At 42.4% G+C, this 21,827-nt stretch carries 16 protein-coding genes; 6 read left to right on the top strand and 10 right to left on the bottom strand.

The window, feature by feature from the left end:
- Nucleotides 1–46: 46 nt before the first annotated feature.
- Nucleotides 47–1,090 (bottom strand): GMP reductase, encoded by a 1,044-nt coding sequence (locus VCA1004_RS12305; protein WP_086980746.1) that lies wholly within the window; start codon nucleotides 1,088–1,090, stop codon nucleotides 47–49.
- Between the two features lie 306 nt (nucleotides 1,091–1,396).
- A complete protein-coding gene (locus VCA1004_RS12300) occupies nucleotides 1,397–1,630 on the bottom strand; it encodes a hypothetical protein (RefSeq protein ID WP_086980745.1) in 234 nt (77 codons plus the stop codon).
- Between the two features lie 652 nt (nucleotides 1,631–2,282).
- On the opposite strand from VCA1004_RS12300, the gene VCA1004_RS12295 reads away from it, so the two are divergent.
- Nucleotides 2,283–3,671 carry a carbohydrate porin gene (locus tag VCA1004_RS12295; protein WP_086980744.1) on the top strand — a complete coding sequence of 463 codons (1,389 nt, stop codon included), beginning with the start codon at nucleotides 2,283–2,285 and terminating at the stop codon, nucleotides 3,669–3,671.
- A gap of 68 nt (nucleotides 3,672–3,739) precedes the next feature.
- Nucleotides 3,740–4,624, top strand: coding sequence for a MalM family protein (locus VCA1004_RS12290; RefSeq protein ID WP_086980743.1), 885 nt, complete (start codon nucleotides 3,740–3,742; stop codon nucleotides 4,622–4,624).
- A 162-nt stretch (nucleotides 4,625–4,786) separates the two neighbouring features.
- On the opposite strand, the gene astE is transcribed toward VCA1004_RS12290, so the two are convergent.
- The 7 genes from astE to VCA1004_RS12255 all read right to left on the bottom strand — a co-directional run bounded on the left by astE (nucleotide 4,787) and on the right by VCA1004_RS12255 (nucleotide 12,952).
- Nucleotides 4,787–5,803, bottom strand: a complete 1,017-nt coding sequence (gene astE, locus VCA1004_RS12285; RefSeq protein WP_197715841.1) for a succinylglutamate desuccinylase — start codon at nucleotides 5,801–5,803, stop codon at nucleotides 4,787–4,789.
- A 9-nt stretch (nucleotides 5,804–5,812) separates the two neighbouring features.
- On the bottom strand, nucleotides 5,813–7,156 hold the full coding sequence (astB, locus tag VCA1004_RS12280) for an N-succinylarginine dihydrolase (protein WP_086980742.1): 1,344 nt from the start codon (nucleotides 7,154–7,156) through the stop codon (nucleotides 5,813–5,815).
- Nucleotides 7,157–7,315: 159 nt separating this feature from the next.
- Entirely contained in the window at nucleotides 7,316–8,788 is a 1,473-nt protein-coding gene (gene astD, locus VCA1004_RS12275) for a succinylglutamate-semialdehyde dehydrogenase (protein WP_086980741.1), read from the bottom strand.
- Nucleotides 8,788–9,828, bottom strand: coding sequence for an arginine N-succinyltransferase (gene astA, locus VCA1004_RS12270; protein WP_086980740.1), 1,041 nt, complete (start codon nucleotides 9,826–9,828; stop codon nucleotides 8,788–8,790). Before astA ends, astD begins: the two co-directional genes overlap by 1 nt.
- A 498-nt stretch (nucleotides 9,829–10,326) precedes the next feature.
- Nucleotides 10,327–11,358: a DUF2955 domain-containing protein gene (locus tag VCA1004_RS12265; RefSeq protein WP_086980739.1), complete on the bottom strand. Its 1,032-nt coding sequence runs from the start codon at nucleotides 11,356–11,358 to the stop codon at nucleotides 10,327–10,329.
- 11 nt (nucleotides 11,359–11,369) lie between these two features.
- The gene (locus VCA1004_RS12260) at nucleotides 11,370–12,428 is read right to left on the bottom strand and encodes an HlyD family secretion protein (RefSeq protein WP_086980738.1); all 1,059 of its coding nucleotides are present in this window, start codon (nucleotides 12,426–12,428) and stop codon (nucleotides 11,370–11,372) included.
- Between the two features lie 125 nt (nucleotides 12,429–12,553).
- Nucleotides 12,554–12,952: a MarR family transcriptional regulator gene (locus tag VCA1004_RS12255; protein ID WP_086981367.1), complete on the bottom strand. Its 399-nt coding sequence runs from the start codon at nucleotides 12,950–12,952 to the stop codon at nucleotides 12,554–12,556.
- A 363-nt stretch (nucleotides 12,953–13,315) separates the two neighbouring features.
- Here VCA1004_RS12255 and VCA1004_RS12250 point away from each other — a divergent pair, with 363 nt between their 5' ends.
- The 4 genes from VCA1004_RS12250 to VCA1004_RS12235 all read left to right on the top strand — a co-directional run bounded on the left by VCA1004_RS12250 (nucleotide 13,316) and on the right by VCA1004_RS12235 (nucleotide 20,318).
- On the top strand, nucleotides 13,316–15,673 hold the full coding sequence (locus tag VCA1004_RS12250; RefSeq protein ID WP_086980737.1) for a membrane-bound PQQ-dependent dehydrogenase, glucose/quinate/shikimate family: 2,358 nt from the start codon (nucleotides 13,316–13,318) through the stop codon (nucleotides 15,671–15,673).
- A 308-nt stretch (nucleotides 15,674–15,981) separates the two neighbouring features.
- Complete coding sequence (locus tag VCA1004_RS12245; protein WP_086980736.1) at nucleotides 15,982–17,091, top strand: outer membrane beta-barrel protein; 1,110 nt, start codon at nucleotides 15,982–15,984, stop codon at nucleotides 17,089–17,091.
- A gap of 15 nt (nucleotides 17,092–17,106) precedes the next feature.
- Nucleotides 17,107–19,362: a hypothetical protein gene (locus tag VCA1004_RS12240; RefSeq protein WP_086980735.1), complete on the top strand. Its 2,256-nt coding sequence runs from the start codon at nucleotides 17,107–17,109 to the stop codon at nucleotides 19,360–19,362.
- Between the two features lie 338 nt (nucleotides 19,363–19,700).
- Nucleotides 19,701–20,318, top strand: a complete 618-nt coding sequence (locus tag VCA1004_RS12235) for a response regulator transcription factor (protein WP_197715840.1) — start codon at nucleotides 19,701–19,703, stop codon at nucleotides 20,316–20,318.
- Between the two features lie 106 nt (nucleotides 20,319–20,424).
- Here the strand turns inward: VCA1004_RS12235 and VCA1004_RS12230 are convergent, their stop codons facing one another.
- The gene (locus VCA1004_RS12230) at nucleotides 20,425–21,825 is read right to left on the bottom strand and encodes an efflux transporter outer membrane subunit (protein ID WP_086980734.1); all 1,401 of its coding nucleotides are present in this window, start codon (nucleotides 21,823–21,825) and stop codon (nucleotides 20,425–20,427) included.
- Nucleotides 21,826–21,827 lie beyond the last annotated feature (2 nt).

The raw sequence follows: 21,827 nt of genomic DNA, 5'->3' as shown, positions 1-21,827 counted from the left end.
CTTGATAAATAGGTCTTTCTATAAGGCTAGGGTTAAAACCATCCGCTTATTCTTTACCGTACACGTTATTTTCTTGCTCTTGTACACGGATAAAAGTAGTACGCTTAGTTAGCTCTTTAAGCTTGGCCGCGCCAACGTACGTGCAGGTTGAGCGTACGCCACCAAGGATGTCATTGATGGTGTCATGCACAGTGCCACGGAATGGAATTAATACGGTTTTTCCTTCTGCTGCGCGGTACTTGGCAACACCACCAGAATGCTTGTCCATCGCTGACTGAGATGACATGCCGTAAAATTTCATGAACACTTTGCCTTCTTTCTCAATGCGCTCACCGCCAGATTCTTGGTGACCAGCTAACATGCCGCCTAGCATCACGAAATCTGCGCCGCCCCCGAAGGCTTTAGACACATCTCCGGCACAAGTACAGCCGCCATCGCCAATAATCATACCGCCTAAACCATGTGCGGCATCGCCACATTCAATAATGGCAGAAAGCTGAGGATAACCCACGCCTGTTTTTACGCGCGTTGTACACACAGAACCTGGGCCAATACCCACTTTAACAATATCGGCTCCAGCAATGATCAACTCTTCAACCATATCGCCGGTTACTACATTACCCGCACTGATCACTTTATCAGGAAATGCCTCACGTACTTTCATCACGTAATCAACAAGGTGCTCAGAGTAGCCATTAGCAATGTCGATACAAATAAAAATTAAATCATCGGTCATTGCCATGATGTCTTTGGTCTTTTGAAAATCCGCTTCTGAAGTACCCGTTGAAACCATCGCATTGTTTAATACGCTTGCATCGTTAGCTTCAATGAAACCTTTCCAGTCTTCCACCGTATAATGTTTATGTACTGCCGTCATCACACCATGCTCTGATAGCGCTTTCGCCATATCAAAACTACCCACAGAATCCATGTTAGCGGCAATAACCGGTACACCTGACCATTGACGTCCGCTGTGCTTAAACGTAAAATCTCGCGTTAAATTTACTTGAGAGCGACTTTTTAGTGTTGAACGCTTAGGGCGGAATAACACATCTTTGAAGCCTAACTTAAGTTCTTGTTCGATACGCATAATGCAAATTTCCTTTATTACATAAAATGTATGTGCCCAAGAGGTACAAGCAGCAATGTATCTATTGTGCAGGCGATACAAATTCTTTGGCAGAAGTATTTATATCTTTCGGACACAAAAAAACCGGAGCGTTGGCAGACGCTCCGGTTTTCAGCATTATAGGCTGTGATTTTTTTCTTACTAGTCTGATATTTTAAATTTTTTTATGATACTTTATGTCAGATAGCATCCATAAACTGACTGTAAAGTCAATAACACATCTAGTGAAATCCCATAATTATCATTGAGTTATCATCAAACCTATCATTAAGGCCATAAGGTTAAAACGCCGATCCTTAAGATAACAGCAAAGACCAATAAACTGACGCCAAATTTATAAAACTTGAACTCGTTCACGGTCATATCTACCCGTTTATAAAATACCGTGATAACACCTTTCCAATCTTGGCTACGCTTTCCGTATTCCAGCAAACTGAACAGCACACACCCAATTCCCACTAATAAGATGGATTTTTCTAAGACCAACAATACCATTTCCATCGCCTTTCCTCTTTTGAGAATCTTGTTTTTGGTTCGATGTATTTACTATGAATGTCTGCCATTAAAAAATCTGTAGTACTTAGGTCGAATCCTGATTAATTTGAGAACACGCACCCAAAAATCATCATTAAAAAACAATATGACACGGTGAATTAAGTGGGCTGCCAAGCATTAAGATTACGATAAAATGTAAACTCCAATACGTAGTTTCTGATTTTCTTGTAATAAAAAAGAAGCTAAATATTAATGCATTGTGATTCCTTGTTGTTAAATATAGTCGATTTACGTTGAGAGAAAATTACAATATATATTCTTATTTTCTTGAGTGAAGGGCTGAAGAAAATATTAAAGCTATTCTCCATCAAAGAATTCAGGGCTAATTCCATTTTTGTTGTGCTCCTATTCACAAAAAAGATCTTTAACCTAGCCAACAAGAATTTAACAATCAACATTAAAATAGTTCAAAAAGACTATTAATCTTAAAAATTAAATTAATTTAAACTCCAGATTATAATGATATAAAAAATACTAATATCATTGATATTTAAATCAATTTTCACTCATAGATACTTCACTCCATCATAAGAAATAGAAATTGTAATGCTTGTAAAAATCGAGCATGGATATTTAATTTTCTGATTAGGGGTTAGGTATGATAAAAGTAAATACAATAGCGGCTACAATTGTATCAGCTTTAATAACTGGTAGCGCTTTTGCTGAAACTGAAGTGGCATTAGATGTACTATCTGGCGATGAAGCCACGCCTACTGTAGAAAAAATTAACGATACTGATGTTATCACTGATGGTTGGGACATTTTTGGTTATGCATCAATGAACTTTAGAACTGTCGATGGTAAATCGGTCGATACAGAGTTTGGTAAACCAGATTACAAAACAGCAGGAACACATGGTAAAAGTACTAATCAGGTCGAATTTGTAATAAAAAAACATACCGAGCACGCAAATGGTGTATGGTCTGATTTTATCATTCGCTCCGAATATGGTAACGGTAACTCTTATGCTTATTCCTCAGCAGGAAGTCAAAAAGATAATACAACTGCACAATTTGAAGTAAAAGAAGCATTTGTAGAAATAGGTGCGTTACCTTATTTAGGAGAGGAAACCTCTATTTGGGGTGGGCAACGTTTCTTAAATCGTGCTTCTGGTATTCTATCTGGGGAGTTTTGGAAACAGTCATCAGGTGTAGGCGCAGGCCTTCAAACTAGGTATGCAGAAAATACTATGGGTATAGCCTATGTTATTGCTGATCCTGATGCCGGAGCACCAGATGTCTTAAGTTGTGAAAATAATAGTGATGCATCAACTTGTAAGATCGTTAAAACAAATACTCCGCGTACAACTCTTTCAAGTCTAGACCTTTATTATTATGATGTCGATATTGGTATTGGTAGCTTAGATTTTGATCTTAAATATATGCAACAAGAAGGTAAAGATAATAATTCTGATGATGGATTTGGAGCTGCAATTACTTTTAATAGTAGTTATTACGGCTTAGATGGGTGGACACAAACAGCGCTTGCTTATGGTAACGGTGTTGCACAAAACCGTGGTGTAAACTTCGGAGGGTGGTCTGGTGGTGATGATAAAGCCGAATCACTTTTCTTCACCTCCTATGGTGTATTAAACCTTTCTGAAAAGTGGCAGATGGGTTCCGAGATGACCTATATGGGAGCTTTAGATCAATTATTTGGCGCTGATAATTTGAAACGTTACCTTCTTGCTGTTCGTCCATCCTACAAAGTTAATGATAATTTCCGCCTCGAGCTCACCGCTTCTTATGGTCATGAAGAGGGAGCAGACGGATACTGGGGGCGTACTGGTGATGATCTTGAAAGTGATATTTATAATATTGAATTAGCGACAGCATTTACTGTAAATGCCGATTATTTTGGTCGACCTCAGATAAAACCTTATGTAAGTTATATTAATGCAGATGATGAAGCGAGTGCTCGTCAAATTGGTATAGAAGATGGTAAAGATGAAATCGTAATTGGTATTCATACTGAAATTTGGTTCTGATCAAAAAATAAGGCAGCAGAGATGCTGCCTTCTATATATTAATTATTAAAATATATCCAAACCATAAAATGAAAAAAATCCATATTATAATAATTCTAACTTTAAATTTAATGCTTATCGCATGTGCGCATACATCAAAATCAAATCAAGATCCAACAAACATCACAGCTAAAGAATTAATTTGTTGTGATAATTATTCTGAGTTTCCTTGGATGCTTCTTGATATCAATGAAAGATTTGAAATAAAAATTAATAAAGAATCCCCCTTAGGTCACTTCACTGAAGGTAATAGTTATTTTGCTTCTTTTAAGTTGCCCTACCTCTCAAATAAAGCAAATATTAAGATTACTAGCAAAATGATAAATGGTGAATTTTTCGCACCTAAATTAATTACTTTAGATAAAAGATTTAATATTGTAAAAACCAATAACAACGATAGTTTTAAAATAATAGAAGGTGGTATATTTCAGCCTCCTCAATATCAAGTGAATTTTACTCTGGATGTTCGAAAAACACCTTATTTTATTATTTATACTGATAATAAAAAATTAGGTAATTCTATCACCCTCCCCCATCCAGCGAAGAAGAGAGCAATAGAGCTAGGCCAGCCAATACCAATGGTGATTGACCCCAAATATACATTTCACCGTTTTGGCTCATTAGTATTTGAAATTAAAACTACTTCTTTATCAAGAATATTGTTAAAAAGTAAAAAAAATATGACTAAAACTACCGTTAAACCTGAAAGCGTTCCATGTTCCATAACAAATACAATACCAGAGTCTTTAATGGTGACAGTTCATAGTGATACAAAAAAATATTATTTTGAATCTATCAAGTATGCTGTAAAAAATAAACAAACCTTGAAAGCTATGATGCTATTGAAAGAAGCTGAACAACTAGGAATAGATGGTGCACAACGAGTTTTTATCAACGCTATAGATAATAGATAATAGATAAAATTAACAAGATATTTTCATGGCCTTTTTTAAACGATTCCTTAAAATGAGAACTGCGCCTCAAAATTTCAGTTTCATCTTGAACGATAAAAAATATAATATCTGGATAAATCGGTGCAAATCTAAACTGCATACTGAAAATAAAAGGAAACTCACTCACCCCAACTCAACATCTGTTCTTATTAGCATCAAACCAGCTCTTAAACCGGGCCTTACTTTGGCATTAGGAAATAACACCCACTCTTGAGCCTGTGCCACTGTATAGGTGGTATCGCCATCGGTAGCTAACACTTCACCTTGATGAAAAGTGGTAAAGTTTTTCACCGAATCTGGAAAATTCAACGTAAAATTTTCTGTCAATTTCGTTAATTGCTGCGTGACTTGATAAACCAAAATAGGCGGCTTCTTGGTGGGTGAAACGTCTTGAATCCCTTGTTCGATTAAATGTCTTAATGCGAGATCAACCTGAGCAAATTGGCTAAGATCATTGTCACCAAAGGGTTTGGCTTTTCCAAGCTCTAAAGTACAACTGTCTGCGCCGCAATAATGGCTAGTAAAATAAGAAAAGGTGCCACTGGGGGCTTGGTTTAATACCGCCGCTTCTATACCTGCCGAGTCTAGCCAGTAAAATAACGAACGACTAAATGATTGAGATTCTTGAAAAGGCAGGACGGCAAAACGCACATGATGAGATCCACGAATAGCGGTGTGTAGATCCAAGTGCCATTTTTTACCGCTCGATTGACTACCTTGTGTCGAGGCAGAAAAAAATGCATGGATTAATGACTCAAGTTGTGCGGCTCTTTGCGTTTCTATGCTAGCTTCATAATGGCGATGCTGGCCGCTAAATAAACGGTTCAAATCGATTTGCTGATAGCGCTCTCCCGTTTGCATGGCACTTGGGTGACCCAATAACACTAACAGGCGCACATTTAACGTTAAAACGCCACGGCTGAGATCTTGTAAGAGGCTTTCAAGCAACTCAATTGGTGCAGTTTCATTGCCGTGTATCCCTGCTGAAATTGCAATATGATCACAGCTATCCAGTGGCTGATTCGGCTCTAACAGCACCACACCATGCGCTAGCCACTTCCAAGTAAAACCAGAGGCTGCCCCTTCACATTGTGGAGGAATTTGCTGCGCTAAGGTAAAAGTCAGGAAATCTTCAATCATGGCGATATCCTATATCTGTTGAAATGGATAGAGGCTACCCAAGTTCAAGATTTGCGTTAATTCATCCAAGGCTTGGCGATTTTCCATCAGCAATTGCGGATCAGCCAAATCACTCTCTCGTAATCGGTCGCGATAAAAACGCTCAATCCAAGCATTTAAGCTCGTAAATAAGCTCTCAGTCATAAGTACTTGAGGCGTAATCGCGTTGAGCTCAGATTGAGTTAACACTACCCGTTGACGCAAGCAAGCCGGCCCCCCGCCGTTACGCATACTTTCACGTAAATCAAAGACCTTCACCTCATCAATCGGGTAATCACTGCTGATTAAATCACTCAAATATTGCCATACGCGCGGATGTTGACGTGACTCTTCAGGCACCACCAGCAGCATCTTCCCATTGGCTTTCGTCAATAACTGACTATTAAACAGATAAGTTTCGACCGCATCTTGGACTGACACTTGCTTGCTAGGCACTTCAATAGGAATAAAGTCCGTATTCAGTTCGGCTAATTTGCGGCCAATCTCAGCAAAGGCTGATTTGGCATCTAAAAATGCCGCTTGATGATAAAAAAGCACCGGACCATTACTCACACTAATCACATCATTATGAAACACCCCCTGATCGATAACATCTGGGTTTTGTTGAACAAAGACGGTTTGCTCTGGGGTTAAGCCATGTAAACGGGCAATCGCTTGACTGGCCTCTAAGGTTTGTCTGGCTGGATAACGAGTTGGCTCAACTCCTGAGCTTAATGCTTGTCGTCCATACACAAATACTTCGACGCCTTTATAGCCATAATCAGCACATAAACGGTTATGATTAGCCGCCCCTTCATCCCCCCAGAGTGCTTGTTGTGGCAAAGCATCATGATGAACAAAATAATCGTCGTGATTAAAGATGGCTTTGAGCGTCGCACTGGTGGTGTCTGCTTCAATTGCGCGGTGGAAGTTATTATTTAAATTCGCCACCGTAAAATGCGCACGCCCATCGTGAGTATCAGCTGAAGGCGACATGGTGGCAGCATTGGCAGTCCACATCGATGAAGCAGAACTGACTTGTGATAAAAGTTGGGGGGAATGCTTAGCAACTGCGGCCAATACTTGTTGATCGCTGCCAGAAAATCCTAACTGACGTAATAACGGGAGATGGGGGCGTTCTTGAGGAGGGAGCACCGCTTGCTTAAACCCCATATCACTCAACGCTTTCATTTTTAGTAATCCTTGCTGGGCCGCCAATTTAGGATTGGACTCCATATTTTGATTACTGGTAGAGGCAACATTACCAAACGATAATCCCGCATAATGATGGGTCAGACCAACTAAACCATCAAAATTGACTTCATAGGCTTTCATATTTACTCCTGCCTCCTTGAAGAGTCTTCTTGTACCGTAGACGCGGCTGCGTTCTTGAGACGACTTTGCTTTTGAAACGACTGTACTTTTGAAATAATCAAGCCATTCACAGTGCCGCATCAATGAAGGCAGCAATGTAAGCCGCCTTAACGATTACACTTACTTAAAGAATAGCCCCGGTGATAAGGCTTCTGGCAATGAAATAGTCTCGCTTTCCAATGACGCCATCGGCCATGCGCAATAATCCGCGGCATAATAAGCACTTGGACGATGGTTACCCGATGCACCTATGCCACCAAAAGGTGCCGCACTTGACGCTCCAGTAAGGGGTTTATTCCAATTCACAATCCCCGCTCGCGCTTCAATCAACAGTTGCTCATAATGTTCACGATGAGGCGAAATTAATCCCATTGATAGCCCATAACGAGTGTTGTTGGCTATCTGGAGAGCTTGTTCAAAGGTTGAATAACGGATAACCGTCAGCAAGGGGCCAAAATGCTCTTCATCGGCAATTCCTGACACGCCGGTGATATCGATAATCCCTGGGCTTACAAAGGCAGCCTCGGCAGAAAGCAGCTTCATTTCCAGCAGACTTTTTGCGCCTTTATCCAATAAAGCTTGCTGTGCCGTTAGCAATTGTTGGGCGGCTGGTAATGAAATCACACTACCCATAAAAGGGGCCGGTTCGCTATCCCATTCACCCACTTTAATCGCTTGAGTGATCTCAACTAAACGCTGCATAAAGGCATCACCTTGCGCCCCTTCTTTTACCAACAAACGTCGTGCACAGGTACAGCGCTGCCCAGCGGAAATAAACGCAGATTGAATCGTCAGGTGAACGGCGGCGTCCAGATCGTCGATCTCTTCCACGATCAGTGCATTATTGCCGCCCATTTCCAGTGCCAACACTTTTTCAGGCTGCCCCGCTAATTGACGATGTAATTGATAGCCGGTATTGGCGCTGCCAGTAAATAACAAGCCATCCACATCAGCATGAGAGGCTAAAGCTTCACCAGTTGCGCGACCTCCTTGAATCAGGTTGATCACACCCTCCGGTAAACCCGCTTGTAACCATAATTTTAAGGTTTCTTCTGCCGTCCACGGTGTCAGCTCACTGGGCTTAAACACGACCGTATTTCCTGCTAATAAAGCTGGGACGATATGCCCGTTAGGCAAGTGCCCTGGGAAATTATAAGGGCCGAATACCGCTAATACCCCATGTGGACGATGGCGTAATATCGCTTGTCCATCCGGCATATCCGTTCTTTTTTCACCAGTTCTTTCTTCATAAGCTTTTAAAGAAATTGCCACTTTACCGATCATGGCGGCCACTTCGGTTAACGTTTCCCAATGAGGCTTTCCAGTCTCCTGTGAAATAACGGCAGCTAGTGCGCTTTTCTGTTCCGTTAACAATTGAACAAAACGCTCTAACAAAGCAATACGCTGCGCAATTGGGGTTCTTGCCCATACCGGAAAGGCTTGGCGTGCAGCCTTGACCGCTTTATCTACTTCGGTGGCGGTCGCTTCATTGCCTTGCCATAACATTTGATTAGTGGCTGGATTTGTTTTGTCAAACGGGCTCCCTGTTGCCACTTGCCAACGTCCGTTTATCAATAAATTAGAATGAGACATTATGCTTTCTCCTCTGGAAAGAGTGTTACGGCGCGGATCACATCGCCCGGTTTGACTTGTAAGGCATCGGCTAACGCTTGGGGAATCCCGATCTCTGACGATTCAAAGATCACGTTCCCGAGCACCGCGCGATAATTTAAATAATCGGTATTAGACAAAATAAAACACGGCCCATCATTGGGTATGACTTGTGGATTTGTCACAATCTTGACGCTCCATAATTCACTTTCTCGTACAGCGCGAATCTCTTCCACTTTCGCTTCTAACGTTGGCCCCGCATCAAAAATATCGATACAGCCTTCATAGCGCAGACCTTCACTATTTAAAATAGCAGCCGCAGGCTCAGTATGTGGATGCACTTTACCAATCACCTCTTGGGCTTCTTGTGTCAGAAATTCAACATACATAGGGTGCTTAGGCATCAGTTCTGCGATGAAACTTTTTTTGCCCATTCCCGATAAATGATCCGCTTCGGCAAAATCCATTTGAAAAAAATGGCGGCCTAAACTTTCCCAAAATGGTGAACGCCCCTCATCATCTGAATAGCCTCGCATTTCCGCGATGACTTTATCGGAAAATCGATCTTGGAAATTCGCCATAAATAAGAAACGAGCTTTGGATAATAAATAGCCGTTTTGGCTGTGACGATATTCAGGGTCGAGAAATAAGGTGCATAATTCGCTAAAGCCGGTGTGATCATTACTCAGAAACAACGCCTGCATATTGCGATAAACGTTTAATTCTTTTGAAGCATGAACGACCGTGCCAACTCGGTAGTTATACCAAGCCTCATCAAGACCAATCGCCACTTCAATACCACTGATCCCAACTACTTGTTGGGTCTCAGTATCTTCTAAAACGAACAAATACCCTTGCTCTTCGAGAGGCGCTCGTTGATGCCAAGTGTTCACCATGCGTTCAACGCGCTGAGTAACGCGCTCTTCATTTAATGGTAAAGACGTAAATCCAACCCCGGTTTTACTCGCGAGTTCAATAATAGTTGCTCGGTCTTCTATCCTGACCGGACGAATTATCATCATATAAAAATCCTTTTCTGAAGATATTCCCTTTCAATATACAGAGCACTTTAATAATGTTTTATGTTGACCTTCCTTTTCAATTAAAGCCTCTATTGCTTATTTTACAATGCACTCATTGATAGCCGATTTTTTAGTCATAAATAACGCATAAAGAATCAAAGTTTACAATTTATCCTTTAATTAACCGTAAACTTAGACAATTAAACATATTTATAACATCTTTTGGGCTGGGATGAATTTTAAAACATGATCGAAAACACAGTTCCGACATTTAAATTATGGACAAGAAGATTGAAATAGCGTCATCACACGCCACAAAGTGGATAACGATAGGATTGGCTTCAGAATGTGAGACCTTTGAATCCAGCTTTTGGCATGGTGGCGCCACCTTGCTCAATCGCACCATTCTAAGCCAAAATGGTTAAGCAAAAATGATTGAGCAAAAATGGCTGTTTAAAAATGCTTATGCAAAATGGAGCGGAAAAATCGCCTTCTAAGCTAAGCACCAAAACGCGTCGCTTCAAATCGATTCAGCAATTTATGTAAACAAAAGCACACCATTAAAGTGATCACTATCGCCACAGCAATACTGCTCATTCGATATAACGCACTGAAAATTAAATCATCATTCGGTTGCAAATATTGGCCGAATAAAATTCCCAAGGTCGTCATAGCACCAAATCCAGCCCCTGACCCGCTAGCTTCTTTAACATGAGCATGACTAAACATCATTAGCCCAATCCACAGTAACGGCATGACCAACACCAACATATTTGACCAATCATATAAAATCATTTGCACCATAATGCCAAAGCTCACACCGAGAATAGTCCCGATGGCACGTTTTCTGGCATAACCTAACATGCCATTCCAATGCATTGGAAATAACAACAATAAACTGGTGGCTTGCGCTGACATGGAATCTTGTAAATCTAGTGTTTGAAACACCACAAATGATAAGGTTGCCATCACAGAGCCTAACAAGGCTTCATGACGCATTCGGTTCGCATTTTTCTCAACAACAGGTCTGGCTGGCCTTGCTTCCACATCAGGCCATAAGTACATCATCAATGTGGCGATCATTAATGAAGTACATGATGACACTACATTATCTGAAATCAGAATACCGATATTGGTTGCTGGATAACTGGCGAAGTGCAGCATAATACTGAGGTTAATCACGCCGGTTGCGCCAAACAAAAATAAACTGCCTTTGCTCATTGCAATAAAACGATAAAGGAACATAAAAAAGGCCATCATGGTCATAATGGCAGGATGATCCCCGAACATTCCAGCAATCAAACCCACTTCAACCGCAGAAACCGCCGCCGAGGCTAACACTTGACGCGCCACATGTCGGTTTACTTGCGGTACCAATCCCAATAATAAGATCGGCGTGACCGTATAAAATACCCCATTTTGCCAACCAAAGAATTTACAGATAAAAAATCCAAGCGTCGCACCAGTAGCGATACGCAGACATTGTCGATATTCATTGGCTGTCAGCGGTTGATGACGAAGTAATCTCATTCACCCTCCGCTTAATAAATGTAATGCAGTAAACTGATAAACTTAATTTGCAGCTTAGCGATATAAGCAAATAAACCATGACTTGGGATCAACTGAACTGTCGTGCGCGCGCCAGTGGCAACCGAGAAATCCAGTGGTTCAACCAAAGTTAAATGCAAGCGTAAACGCTGAGCATCTCGCACCCAACGATCCGAAGACGTCGGAGTGGCTAATTGTCCATTAGCATCAAATTGTCCTGAACTCACCCCCGCATCAATGCTGTCCACTTGCGCTTTAAATAATTGCCCTGGGCGACCATCAAAGGCCACATAGGCTGTATCTCCGGCTTGGGTATAAGCAATATTCTTTTCTCGAAAATCGGCAATGATATCCACTTGTTGCGATACTAATGCCAACGCCGAGCTACCCGCACTTTTAAAACTGCCCTGTTGAAGATGCACATTCGTTACAATGCCATCTTTTTCCGCAGTGACTTGGGTATAAGATAGGTTCAATTCGGCCTGCTTTAAATGGTTTTGTGCTTGGCGAATGGTTAAGTTCTCTTCCCCAGCTAACCCTCGAGCCACTTTTAATTTGTCTAATTCTGCCCGCGCAGCTAATAAGTTGGCTCTCGCCGATTTAGCATTACTGACCGCAGTATCACGCTCTTGTTGTGAAACACCATGATGACCAAACAAGTTAACCAGACGTTTAGCTTCTCGATTGCGCTGCTCATTGAGACTTTCCGCAGCATTCACATTGGCTTCTGCTGCCGCTAAACTCGCATCCAATTCTTGGTTAGTTTGCCTTGCTTGTTCTAATGCTAATCGCGCTTCTTCGACCGCTAACTCATAAGGGCGGGCATCAAGCTCAAACAACACCTCCCCCTTTTTTATGGTTTGATTGTTGTGCACATTGACCGTTTCAATACGACCACTGACTTGAGGGGCAATTTTGGTAATGGATCGTGTCGCCATGGATTCTGTGGTGACAGGCATTTTTAGATCGGCAATTAAAAAATAGATGAATATAAAAGCAAAGCCGAACATAGCGATTCGCACTAATCGTGCAAATTGTTGATCTGATGACATAAATCTCTCTAAATGAAGGTGAAATTTTCTGATTGGTTTAGCCGTAACCCTAATGCGTTAAATGACGCACCTCTTTAGGTCACAGCTTAAGGGAATATCATTGCCGACCTGATAAGGTAGCAACACTAACGCTGGTGCAATTGTTCGAGCGCATTTTGCGTAATGAGCTCAACCATAGCTTCAAACTCTTGCAATTGCTGCTCTGATAATCCAGACAGGACTTTTCTGCGCACATCAAAAATACGCGTTTCCATCTGCTTTAAAATGGTCTTACCTTGTGGGGTTAAACACACCAATCTTGCACGTTTATCATTAGGACAAGGTTTACGCACAATCAAATCTTGCTGCTCTAACTGGTTTAAAGTTCGCATCAATGAGGCCAATTCGATTTCTAGCCCTTCAGCTAAACATTTTTGACTAATGCAATCGCCTAATTGACGTAACTTCCACAGTGCACTCCACCTCGGGTGAGTCAGGCCTAATGGCGTCAGCTCCGCATCAGCAACCATTCGCCATAAACGCATCAAACGGCCTAAACGTTCTGCCAACGGTAAATTTTGAAGATGTTGCTTATCTAATTGCTCCACGCTGATCCCTTATTTTTACAATGATGGGTACTATTTACTTAGTAAGTTGACCTTTTACTTAGCAAGTTGACCCTTTACTTAGCAAGTTGACCCTTTACTTAGCAGGCTAACTAATTGACAGGTGTTATTATAATTATTTAGCCTGCTAAGTAAAGCAAAGTGATAAAAAAATCATATAACTCATTAACAACTACACTACATTTAAAAGGGTTAACCATTGACAGTGGTCACATTTTGTTACAGGTTATCAGAGAGCAAAGGCGAACCTTTTTACCTTTTCCTTACATACAAGGAGTGTTTATGCGACTTTTTTCCGCGATTTTATTATTACTCGGGATCGGCTTAACCGCAGGGGGTGGCTGGTTAGTAGCGTTAGGAGGCAGTGTCTATTACCTGCTGGCAGGTTTAGCATTTCTTGCTTGTGCCATCAGTATTTGGCAACACAACCGAACCTTCTCTCATTACCTTTTTGCCGTCTATTTATTATTCACTATGGGGTGGGCATTAACTGAATCTGGGCTGGATTGGTGGCCGTTAGCAACTCGAATGGGACTCCCTCTTTTGCTCGCTATCCCTTTGCTTGTCACATTTAAACGTGCGAGTCGCTCTTCAAACTTAGCCTTATTCTCCATTTGGATTATCAGCAGTGTGTTGACTTTAGGCTCCATACTAAACACCACACACGATATTCAAGGCACGTTATCCACCGATATAGTCGAAGCCAATCCCGATATGGGCGGTATTGCCGATGAGGCGTGGACCAGCTATGGACGCAGCAATTATGGGCAACGCTATTCTCCACTAGATCAAATCACACCAGATAACGTGGCTAAGCTCACACCGGCTTGGCAAATTCAAACTGGTGATATCAAAGGCCCCAATGATGTCGGTGAAACTACCTATCAGGCGACACCACTTAAAATTGGCAATACGTTGTATTTATGTACGCCACATAACTGGCTAGTCGCTTTAAATGCCGATACGGGAGCGAAACAGTGGATTTTTGATGCTAAAGTTCCTGCAGAAAGCCAGCGTCAGCATCAAACTTGTCGCGGGGTATCTTACTTACCACCACAAGATCCCTCTAATATTAGCGGTGCATCTTTAGTTGATAGCAAAACAAACATGAGCACACAAGAGCTACCTAGTATGCAATGTGATGCTCAATTATTCCTACCTACCTCCGATGCGCGCCTGATCGCCATTGACCCTAAAACTGGGGCACGCTGCAATAACTTTGCAAAAGATGGCGTGTTGGATTTAATGCAAAACATGCCGTACAAACAAGCCGGGTATTATTATTCCACCTCACCACCGATCGTGACTAATGGAGTTGTGGTGGTCGCCGGTGCGGTCAATGATAATTATGATATCAATTCTCCCTCTGGCGTGATTCGTGCTTTTGATGCTCAAACAGGTCAGTTAGTCTGGAATTGGGATTCCGCTAACCCTGATGACACCTCCCCTATTGCCGATGGTAAGACTTACACAGTCAGTTCGCCAAATAGTTGGTCTGTTGCCAGCGCCGATGAAAAACTGGGATTAATTTATTTTCCAATGGGCAACCGAACTCCCGATCAATTGGGTATGTACCGCAATGACAATGAAGAAAAATATTCAAGCTCGGTGGTCGCGCTGGATGCCAAAACCGGCCAAGCACGTTGGGTGCAACAGTTCGTTCATCATGATTTATGGGATATGGATACGCCAGCACAACCTAGCTTGATTGATTTAAAAACTCCGACCGGTGTGCAACCAGGCTTAGTTGTTCCGACCAAACAAGGCGATGTCTATGTCCTCAACCGCGCTACAGGTGAGCCGATCCACCCCATCACTGAAGTCCCTGCTCCCCAAGGGGCGATGCAAGGTGATTATGCGGCTAAAACTCAACCGGTATCGGCGCTAAGCTTTAACCCACCTGAACTCAAAGAATCTAACATGTGGGGAGCGACCTTACTCGACCAATTGATCTGTCGTATTGAATTTCGCTCATTACGTTATGAAGGCCGTTATACTCCACCATCAGAGCAAGGGACGATTGTCTATCCTGGCAATTTCGGGGTCTTTAATTGGGGCGGCGTGGCCGTCGATCCTAAACGTCAGGTTATGTTTGGGATGCCTTTAAATCTGGCGTTTGTTTCTACCGTGGTCGACAAAAAAAGCGCTAGATTTAATGATGCAGATAGCAATAAAGGTGAACACGGCGTTAATGCCAACCACGGTGCGCCTTACGCGGTAGAACTCAAACCTTTCTTGTCGCCATTGGGTGTCCCTTGTCAGCAACCGCCTTGGGGTTATGTGGCTGGCGCAAACTTAGTGACAGGTGAAACGGCGTGGCAACATAAAAACGGTACCATTTATGATATGACGCCCCTACCACTGCCTATCAAAATGGGGGTTCCTGGCATTGGTGGACCAATCATTACCGGAGGCGGTGTGGCATTCTTAGGAGCCACTGTCGATAACTACCTAAGGGCTTATGATGTCACCACAGGAGAAGAGCTTTGGAAAGGTCGTCTTCCTGCCGGTGGACAAGCAACCCCTATGACTTATCTCAACAGTCAAGGAGAACAAATGGTGGTGATTGTTGCTGGAGGACATGGCTCTATTGGCACCAAACCAGGTGATTATGTAATTGCTTACAAACTTGAACCATAAGTGTTTGATATGGATTAAACACCGTATAAATATTAAAACAAGCAGTCCATGTGGCTGCTTATTTTTTATTTTTTATAAAAAGTGTCTTTCATATCCTTCTTTCAATATTTATTGCTCAAATAAACTCATATTTACCTTATCCCCATTTACAGCAAGACAAATAAATATCGTTAACAAACCTGTAGCTTCAAGTGTAAATGATATAAGCATTTTCCTATTAAAATGAAAGTATAGCCTGCTTATAAACCCCCTTCTAATCGTTCAACATCACCAACTACTTAATAAATAGTTTCTAAGGTGAGAACACGATGAGGTTATTCAAATTTACCCTAATTACCAATGCACTTCTTTTTCAAGCAAGTTTTGCCTTCGCTAACCCCGCGATACACCAGGCAAGTGAATTCTATGCTGGTGGTAAAGTTGGAGCTGCAAAATTCAGCAGCCCTTGTGGTGAACAACATGAGTCTTGTAGTGATGAGACTGGTATTGCTGCAGGGTTATACGGTGGCTATCAGGTACTAGATTGGCTAGCAATAGAAGGCGGTTATATTTATTTAGGCGGCCCATCGGCTACCTACCCGACTATGGAACAACCAACAAGCTTGGTGGATTACAGCAGTACAGTACAAGGTTTGGAGTTGGGGCTAAAAGCAGATTACGCGCTAAGCAAGCAACTTTTGGTGTTTGGTAAAGGTGGAGCACTCTACTGGAATGTTAATACTGACGCAGATGAACCTAGCGCAAAAGATATGGATGATTCCGGTTTCTCTCCCATGCTAGGGGGCGGTTTGGAATACCGATTATCCCAACACTTAAGTGCCCGTATGGAATACCAGTATTTCTATGATGTGGGTGATTCAAAAACCACAGGATCATCAGATGTGCATTTTCTTGGCTTTGGGCTGGATTACCGCTTTGGTGGCACAACGCCGCTACAAAACACGATATTACCTATCGTCGAAAAAGAAACGCAACCTTCCGAAAAGAAAGTGGAAACCTCACAGCCAGTCATCATTAAGCAGCAAGTTCAAATATTGCGAGATTGGAGTGGCTTCGATAGTAAAAGCAGTGGCTTTGGCAGCAACAGTACAGAACTGTCTCCTGTGATGAAAACAGAGTTAGCAGCCACCATTCAGCGTTTGCAGCGTTACCCACAAGCAACAGTTGAAGTTATTGGCCATACCGACAGTGTGGGCCGAGCGACATACAACCAACAGCTATCGGAAGCGCGTGCGCAACGTGTGGCGGATTACTTAATGTCACAAGGCATCGAGCGTGATCGTATCACTGTTAAAGGTTATGGCGAGTTTCGCCCTATCGCCTCGAATGATACCGCACAAGGCCGCGCTTTTAACCGTCGAGTAGAAATTATCTCACCAGAGGTGATCCAACAACCTATCACTTCTGAGTTTCAATAAAACAGGTAGTATTTTATGAATAAACGTATTAATAACATGAGTAAAATCTCAGGAAAATTGCCCGCTGCTGCGTTGCTGGCCTTGATTTTAGCCGGGTGTGGCTCTGATGACGATGGCTTACCTAACCCGATTAGGAGTCCAATTACTGACCCTATTGGTTCATGCACAGAGTTTATATGTGACAGCGATGGCGATGGCATTTCTGATGCCGATGAAATTCGCAATGGCACCAACCCAAATGACCCGAACGATCCAGTACCTGGTGGCGATAAAGACAGTGATGGCGACGGCATTCCTGATGGTCGTGAAATCGTAGAAGGTTGGGACCCAAATGACCCAAACAGCCCAGTTCAGGGTGGCGACCAAGACAGCGATGGTGATGGTATCAGAGACGGTCAAGAACACGCGGAAGGCTGGGACCCTAATGATCCTAATGACCCTGTTCACAATGGCAACCAAGACAGTGATGGTGACGGTATTCCTGATGGTCGTGAAGTGGTGGAAGGTTGGGATCCGAATGACCCGAACAGCCCAATAGAAAATGGTGATCAAGACAGCGATGGCGATGGCATCACTGACGGCCGTGAGCACGCAGAAGGTTGGAACCCGAACGATCCAAATAGCCCAGTACAAAATGGCAACCAAGACAGCGATGGTGATGGCATCACTGATGGGCGTGAAGTCGTTGAAGGCTGGGATCCCACTGACCCTAATGACCCTGTGCAAAATGGCGATCGAGACAGTGATGGTGACGGCATTCCTGATGGGCGTGAAATCGTGGAAGGTTGGGATCCAAATGACCCGAATAGCCCGGTACAAAATGGCGACCAAGACAGTGATGGTGATGGTATCAAAGACGGTCAGGAGTACGCTAAAGGTTGGGATAGAAACGATGCTAATGACCCAGTGACAGATGGCCATAAAGACAGTGATGGTGATGGCATTCCTAATGGCCGTGAAGTCGTCGAAGGCTGGGATCCGAATGACCCAAACAGCCCAGTGGTGGGTGGTGACCAAGACAGTGATGGTGATGGCCTCAGAGATGGTCGAGAATTCATCGAAGGTTGGGATAAGAACGACCCGAATAGCCCAGTGGCTGGTGGCGATCAAGACGAAGATGGTGATGGATTCCCGAAAGGTCAGGAAGTCATTGAAGGTTGGGATGACAATAATCCAAACATTCCCATCTCTGCCCCGACTGTAATGAACCCTGAATTGGTATTGGACAATAGCAGCGTGTTGCCAGACATGAACTTGCAGGCAAGTATCCGTTTTGAGGTAAGTACAGAGCCAGGCAGAGTATTTAGTACGCTCGATGTGCCGGATGCCAACCACGTAACCTGGGAAGTACTGGATGCCGACGGCAACGATCTCTCTAGCGAAGGGTTTACAGTCAATACTGAAGGGCAAGTAAGAATTCCACCAGTTACACAAGCCTTCCCTTACGTGGATGAGCCTCTAAGTATTCGAGCTTCGTATGTAAATGAAGGTTGGTTTAATAATTTAACCGGTCCAATAGAAAAGACGTTCAAAGTCACTTTAAGCAAACCGTCTGAAACCACGGTGACTTTCTTACTCGCTGGTAAAGTCACAGCACCTATTATCTACAAACAACAACAAAGTTTTAAAGCGCAAGCAAGTGTTATGTTGATAAACGGTAATGTCATTGTAATTCCGGACGACAATAAACTAGGAGCATGGAGTCTAGACTCTACAGGGAACAATTTGGGTATTACTATTAATCCCGCAACAGGCGAAATTGATGCCAGTAAAGTAGATGTCGATTCAACACAAGACTTTGAAAGGGATTTTAAAGTGATTTGGACAGGTGCTGGTAGTTTTGACGGTGTAGTGCAAGAAGAAACATTGACTATGAAGTCTGGACTAAGATCCTATTTTATTAATGGTTATGAAATAATGCCGCCACTAACTCTTGAGCAAATACGTAATGCTGGATTAGCAGTTGATGATATAAGAAACTATGATGGCATTGAATACGCTATCTACGACCTAACTCCAGGGAGAGCCACGTGTGAAGCTTTAGGGTTCGGGCTTGCGACTGAAGAGAATTATCTTGACCTAAGAGCTAGTTTAGGTAGTAATAATGCCGAAATTTTGGTTGAGTTGCAAAAGAATGGATGGCCTGTGGGAGATTATTGGACCAATGAGACCTTCAGCCGCACGAAATTCTCTTTTGTAGATGGACATATCTGGTCACCTATAAACTTCATATTGCCATTTTATATCAGTTGCCAAAGGCCTATAGATTAAGGTGTTTAAAAAGTCAGTAGTTTGACTTTATACAAGACAAACTACTGACATATTTTTATGCTTTAATCAAACATTTCATTCTATTCACTCATTGCCTTTTATTATCACTGCATTTCATAATCTTATAGCCTCTCTCAACGCACCCTTTCTGCTATAAATAATAATAAAAATACTATGACCAATAATAAAAAATTGACCTAGATAGGTGGTTAGCTTTTGAGATAAGTAAATACTTATAATGCGAACAAATTATCAAGCAAAGTTGGTAAGTCTTTCCTTATCTGTAATAATTGCATGAATTATTAGTGCTTAAATTAGCTTGATTAAGGAAACACACATTGATAAGAAAAAAGGTAATTGTTGTTGACGATCACCCAGTGGTTCGCTTTGCTGTTAAAACATTGCTTGAAAAAAACGACATGCAAGTGATTCTTGAGACTGAGAGCGGTATTGAAGCTATCAAAAAAGCCAATCAAGCGGATCTAGTCGTCCTTGATATCGGCCTACCACAAAGTGATGGTTTTCAAATTCTAAAGCGAATTAAATCCATGAGTAACCCTCCAAAAGTTTTGATATTGTCGACTAATGAAAGCGCTCATATCGTACAGCGCTGTCAACAAGCAGGAGCAGATGGTTATGTCACCAAAAGTGAAGATTTTGATTCACTCTTTGAGATCGTTCGATTGATATTACGTAATTATCGTTTTTTTCCTCAACTAGAACAAGCCGCCGATTCTATGACTAAGGGTTCAAACCCTCTTCTCAATACGTTAACTCCACGAGAATTAAGCGTACTCATATTAATCGCTCAGGGCCTTGGCAATAAACAAATAGGAGAGAAACTATTACTCAGTGAAAAAACCATCAGTACCTATAAACACAAGCTAAAGATAAAGCTCAATGCCAACTCAGTGTTAGAGCTTATCGATTTCGCGCGTCATAATGAATTGGTGTGATTGTTGAGTGATTGGTATTACCCTACCGCTATAACAACTAGAATTACTGAAAAAGCAAATTGAAAGCACCTTTATAAGTCGCGCACGAAAATCGCCTTCAGGGAGATCATCCATTCTCTTTCATCTCCATTTCAGTAATTTTAGGTGCCACGTCTTGCCCACCTAAGGATTGATAAAGTGCCACTTGCGCGACAAATTGGTTATAACGATTTTCTAATAATGCGGCTTTGGCATCACGTGTATTTTCTTGCGATTCCAATAATTCCATAATGGTAATGGAACCGTATTTATAGCGCGCAATGTAGATTTTCTCGGCTTGTTCCGCCGCATCGTATTGCTCTTGTAAACGCGCACGCTGATAGATCAATTGCTCACGAGCAGACAAAGCATTTTCCACATCTTGAAAGGCACTATATAGCACTTGACGGTAACTGACGATCGCAGATTGATACTCCACATCAGCGATTGCTTTGTTATTTTGCATGTCATTCCATTGCAAAAATGGCAAGGTTAAATCTGCGCCTAAGCTGCCGATCGGATCGGATAACAGATCTTTTAAAGCCTCAGACGATCCCCCTAATGCCCCCGTTAAGGTGAAGGTAGGTAAATATTCTAAGTCTGCTGAATCTTTACCTGCTAACGTGGATTTAATATCGTAAATTGCCGCTTTGACATCAGGGCGACGAATCAATAAATCCGCAGGAATGCCAGAAGCAACGTTAGGTAACTCTAAATCTGGTAATTGTTCAACCTTGCTGCTCATGTCCATTGGCGGCTGATTAAACAAAATAGCAAACGCATTATTTGCTTCGATTAATTGCTGCTGATACTGGCTTTGTTGCGCTTGCAAACTGGCTAAAGTGCGCTTAGCTTCCAACACATCAAGTTGACTCACCGCTCCTAATTGATACTGACGAGCAATCAAGTCCAAGGTTTTTTGCGCATCAGCCACATCCGAATGGCTCAACGCAATACGCTGTTTTAAATAGCCGATTTGCCAATACAAGGATGCGGTCGTTGCCACTAGACTTTGTGCGGTGCTTTCACGGTCTTCTAAACTTGCCAGTGCTGACCAGCGAGCCTCATCCACATCGGCAGAAATTTTTCCCCATAGATCAAGTTCATAGCTGACAGATAACCCCGTACTATAGCTCTCTTGAGAGTCACCACCGTTCAGAGGCTTCGACACCCCGGCAGAAGTGGTAGAACTAAATTGTGGATATAGATCATCCTTAGTTAATCCCATTTGTAAGCGCGCTTTTTGTACTGTAAAAGTGGCTACGGCTAAATCATTGTTGGTCTGTAAGGCTTGATCAATATAATGGTTCAAAGTGGCATCATGAAAGGCATGCCACCACGGGTCCATTTTCACATCGCCCGCAACGTGTTGCTGCTGCCATTGTTCTGGCACTTGAACCGGGGGAGCTTCATAATCGGTACGAGTTAACGCACCACAGCCGGTTAGTAACAGCGCGCTTACGACTAGACTTAAAAGTGTTTTGTTCATCG

This window comes from Vibrio aphrogenes (assembly GCF_002157735.2).
Classification (GTDB): domain Bacteria; phylum Pseudomonadota; class Gammaproteobacteria; order Enterobacterales; family Vibrionaceae; genus Vibrio; species Vibrio aphrogenes.
Note: the sequence above shows the minus strand (reverse complement) of the source record. Positions and strands in the feature narration are given on the sequence as shown.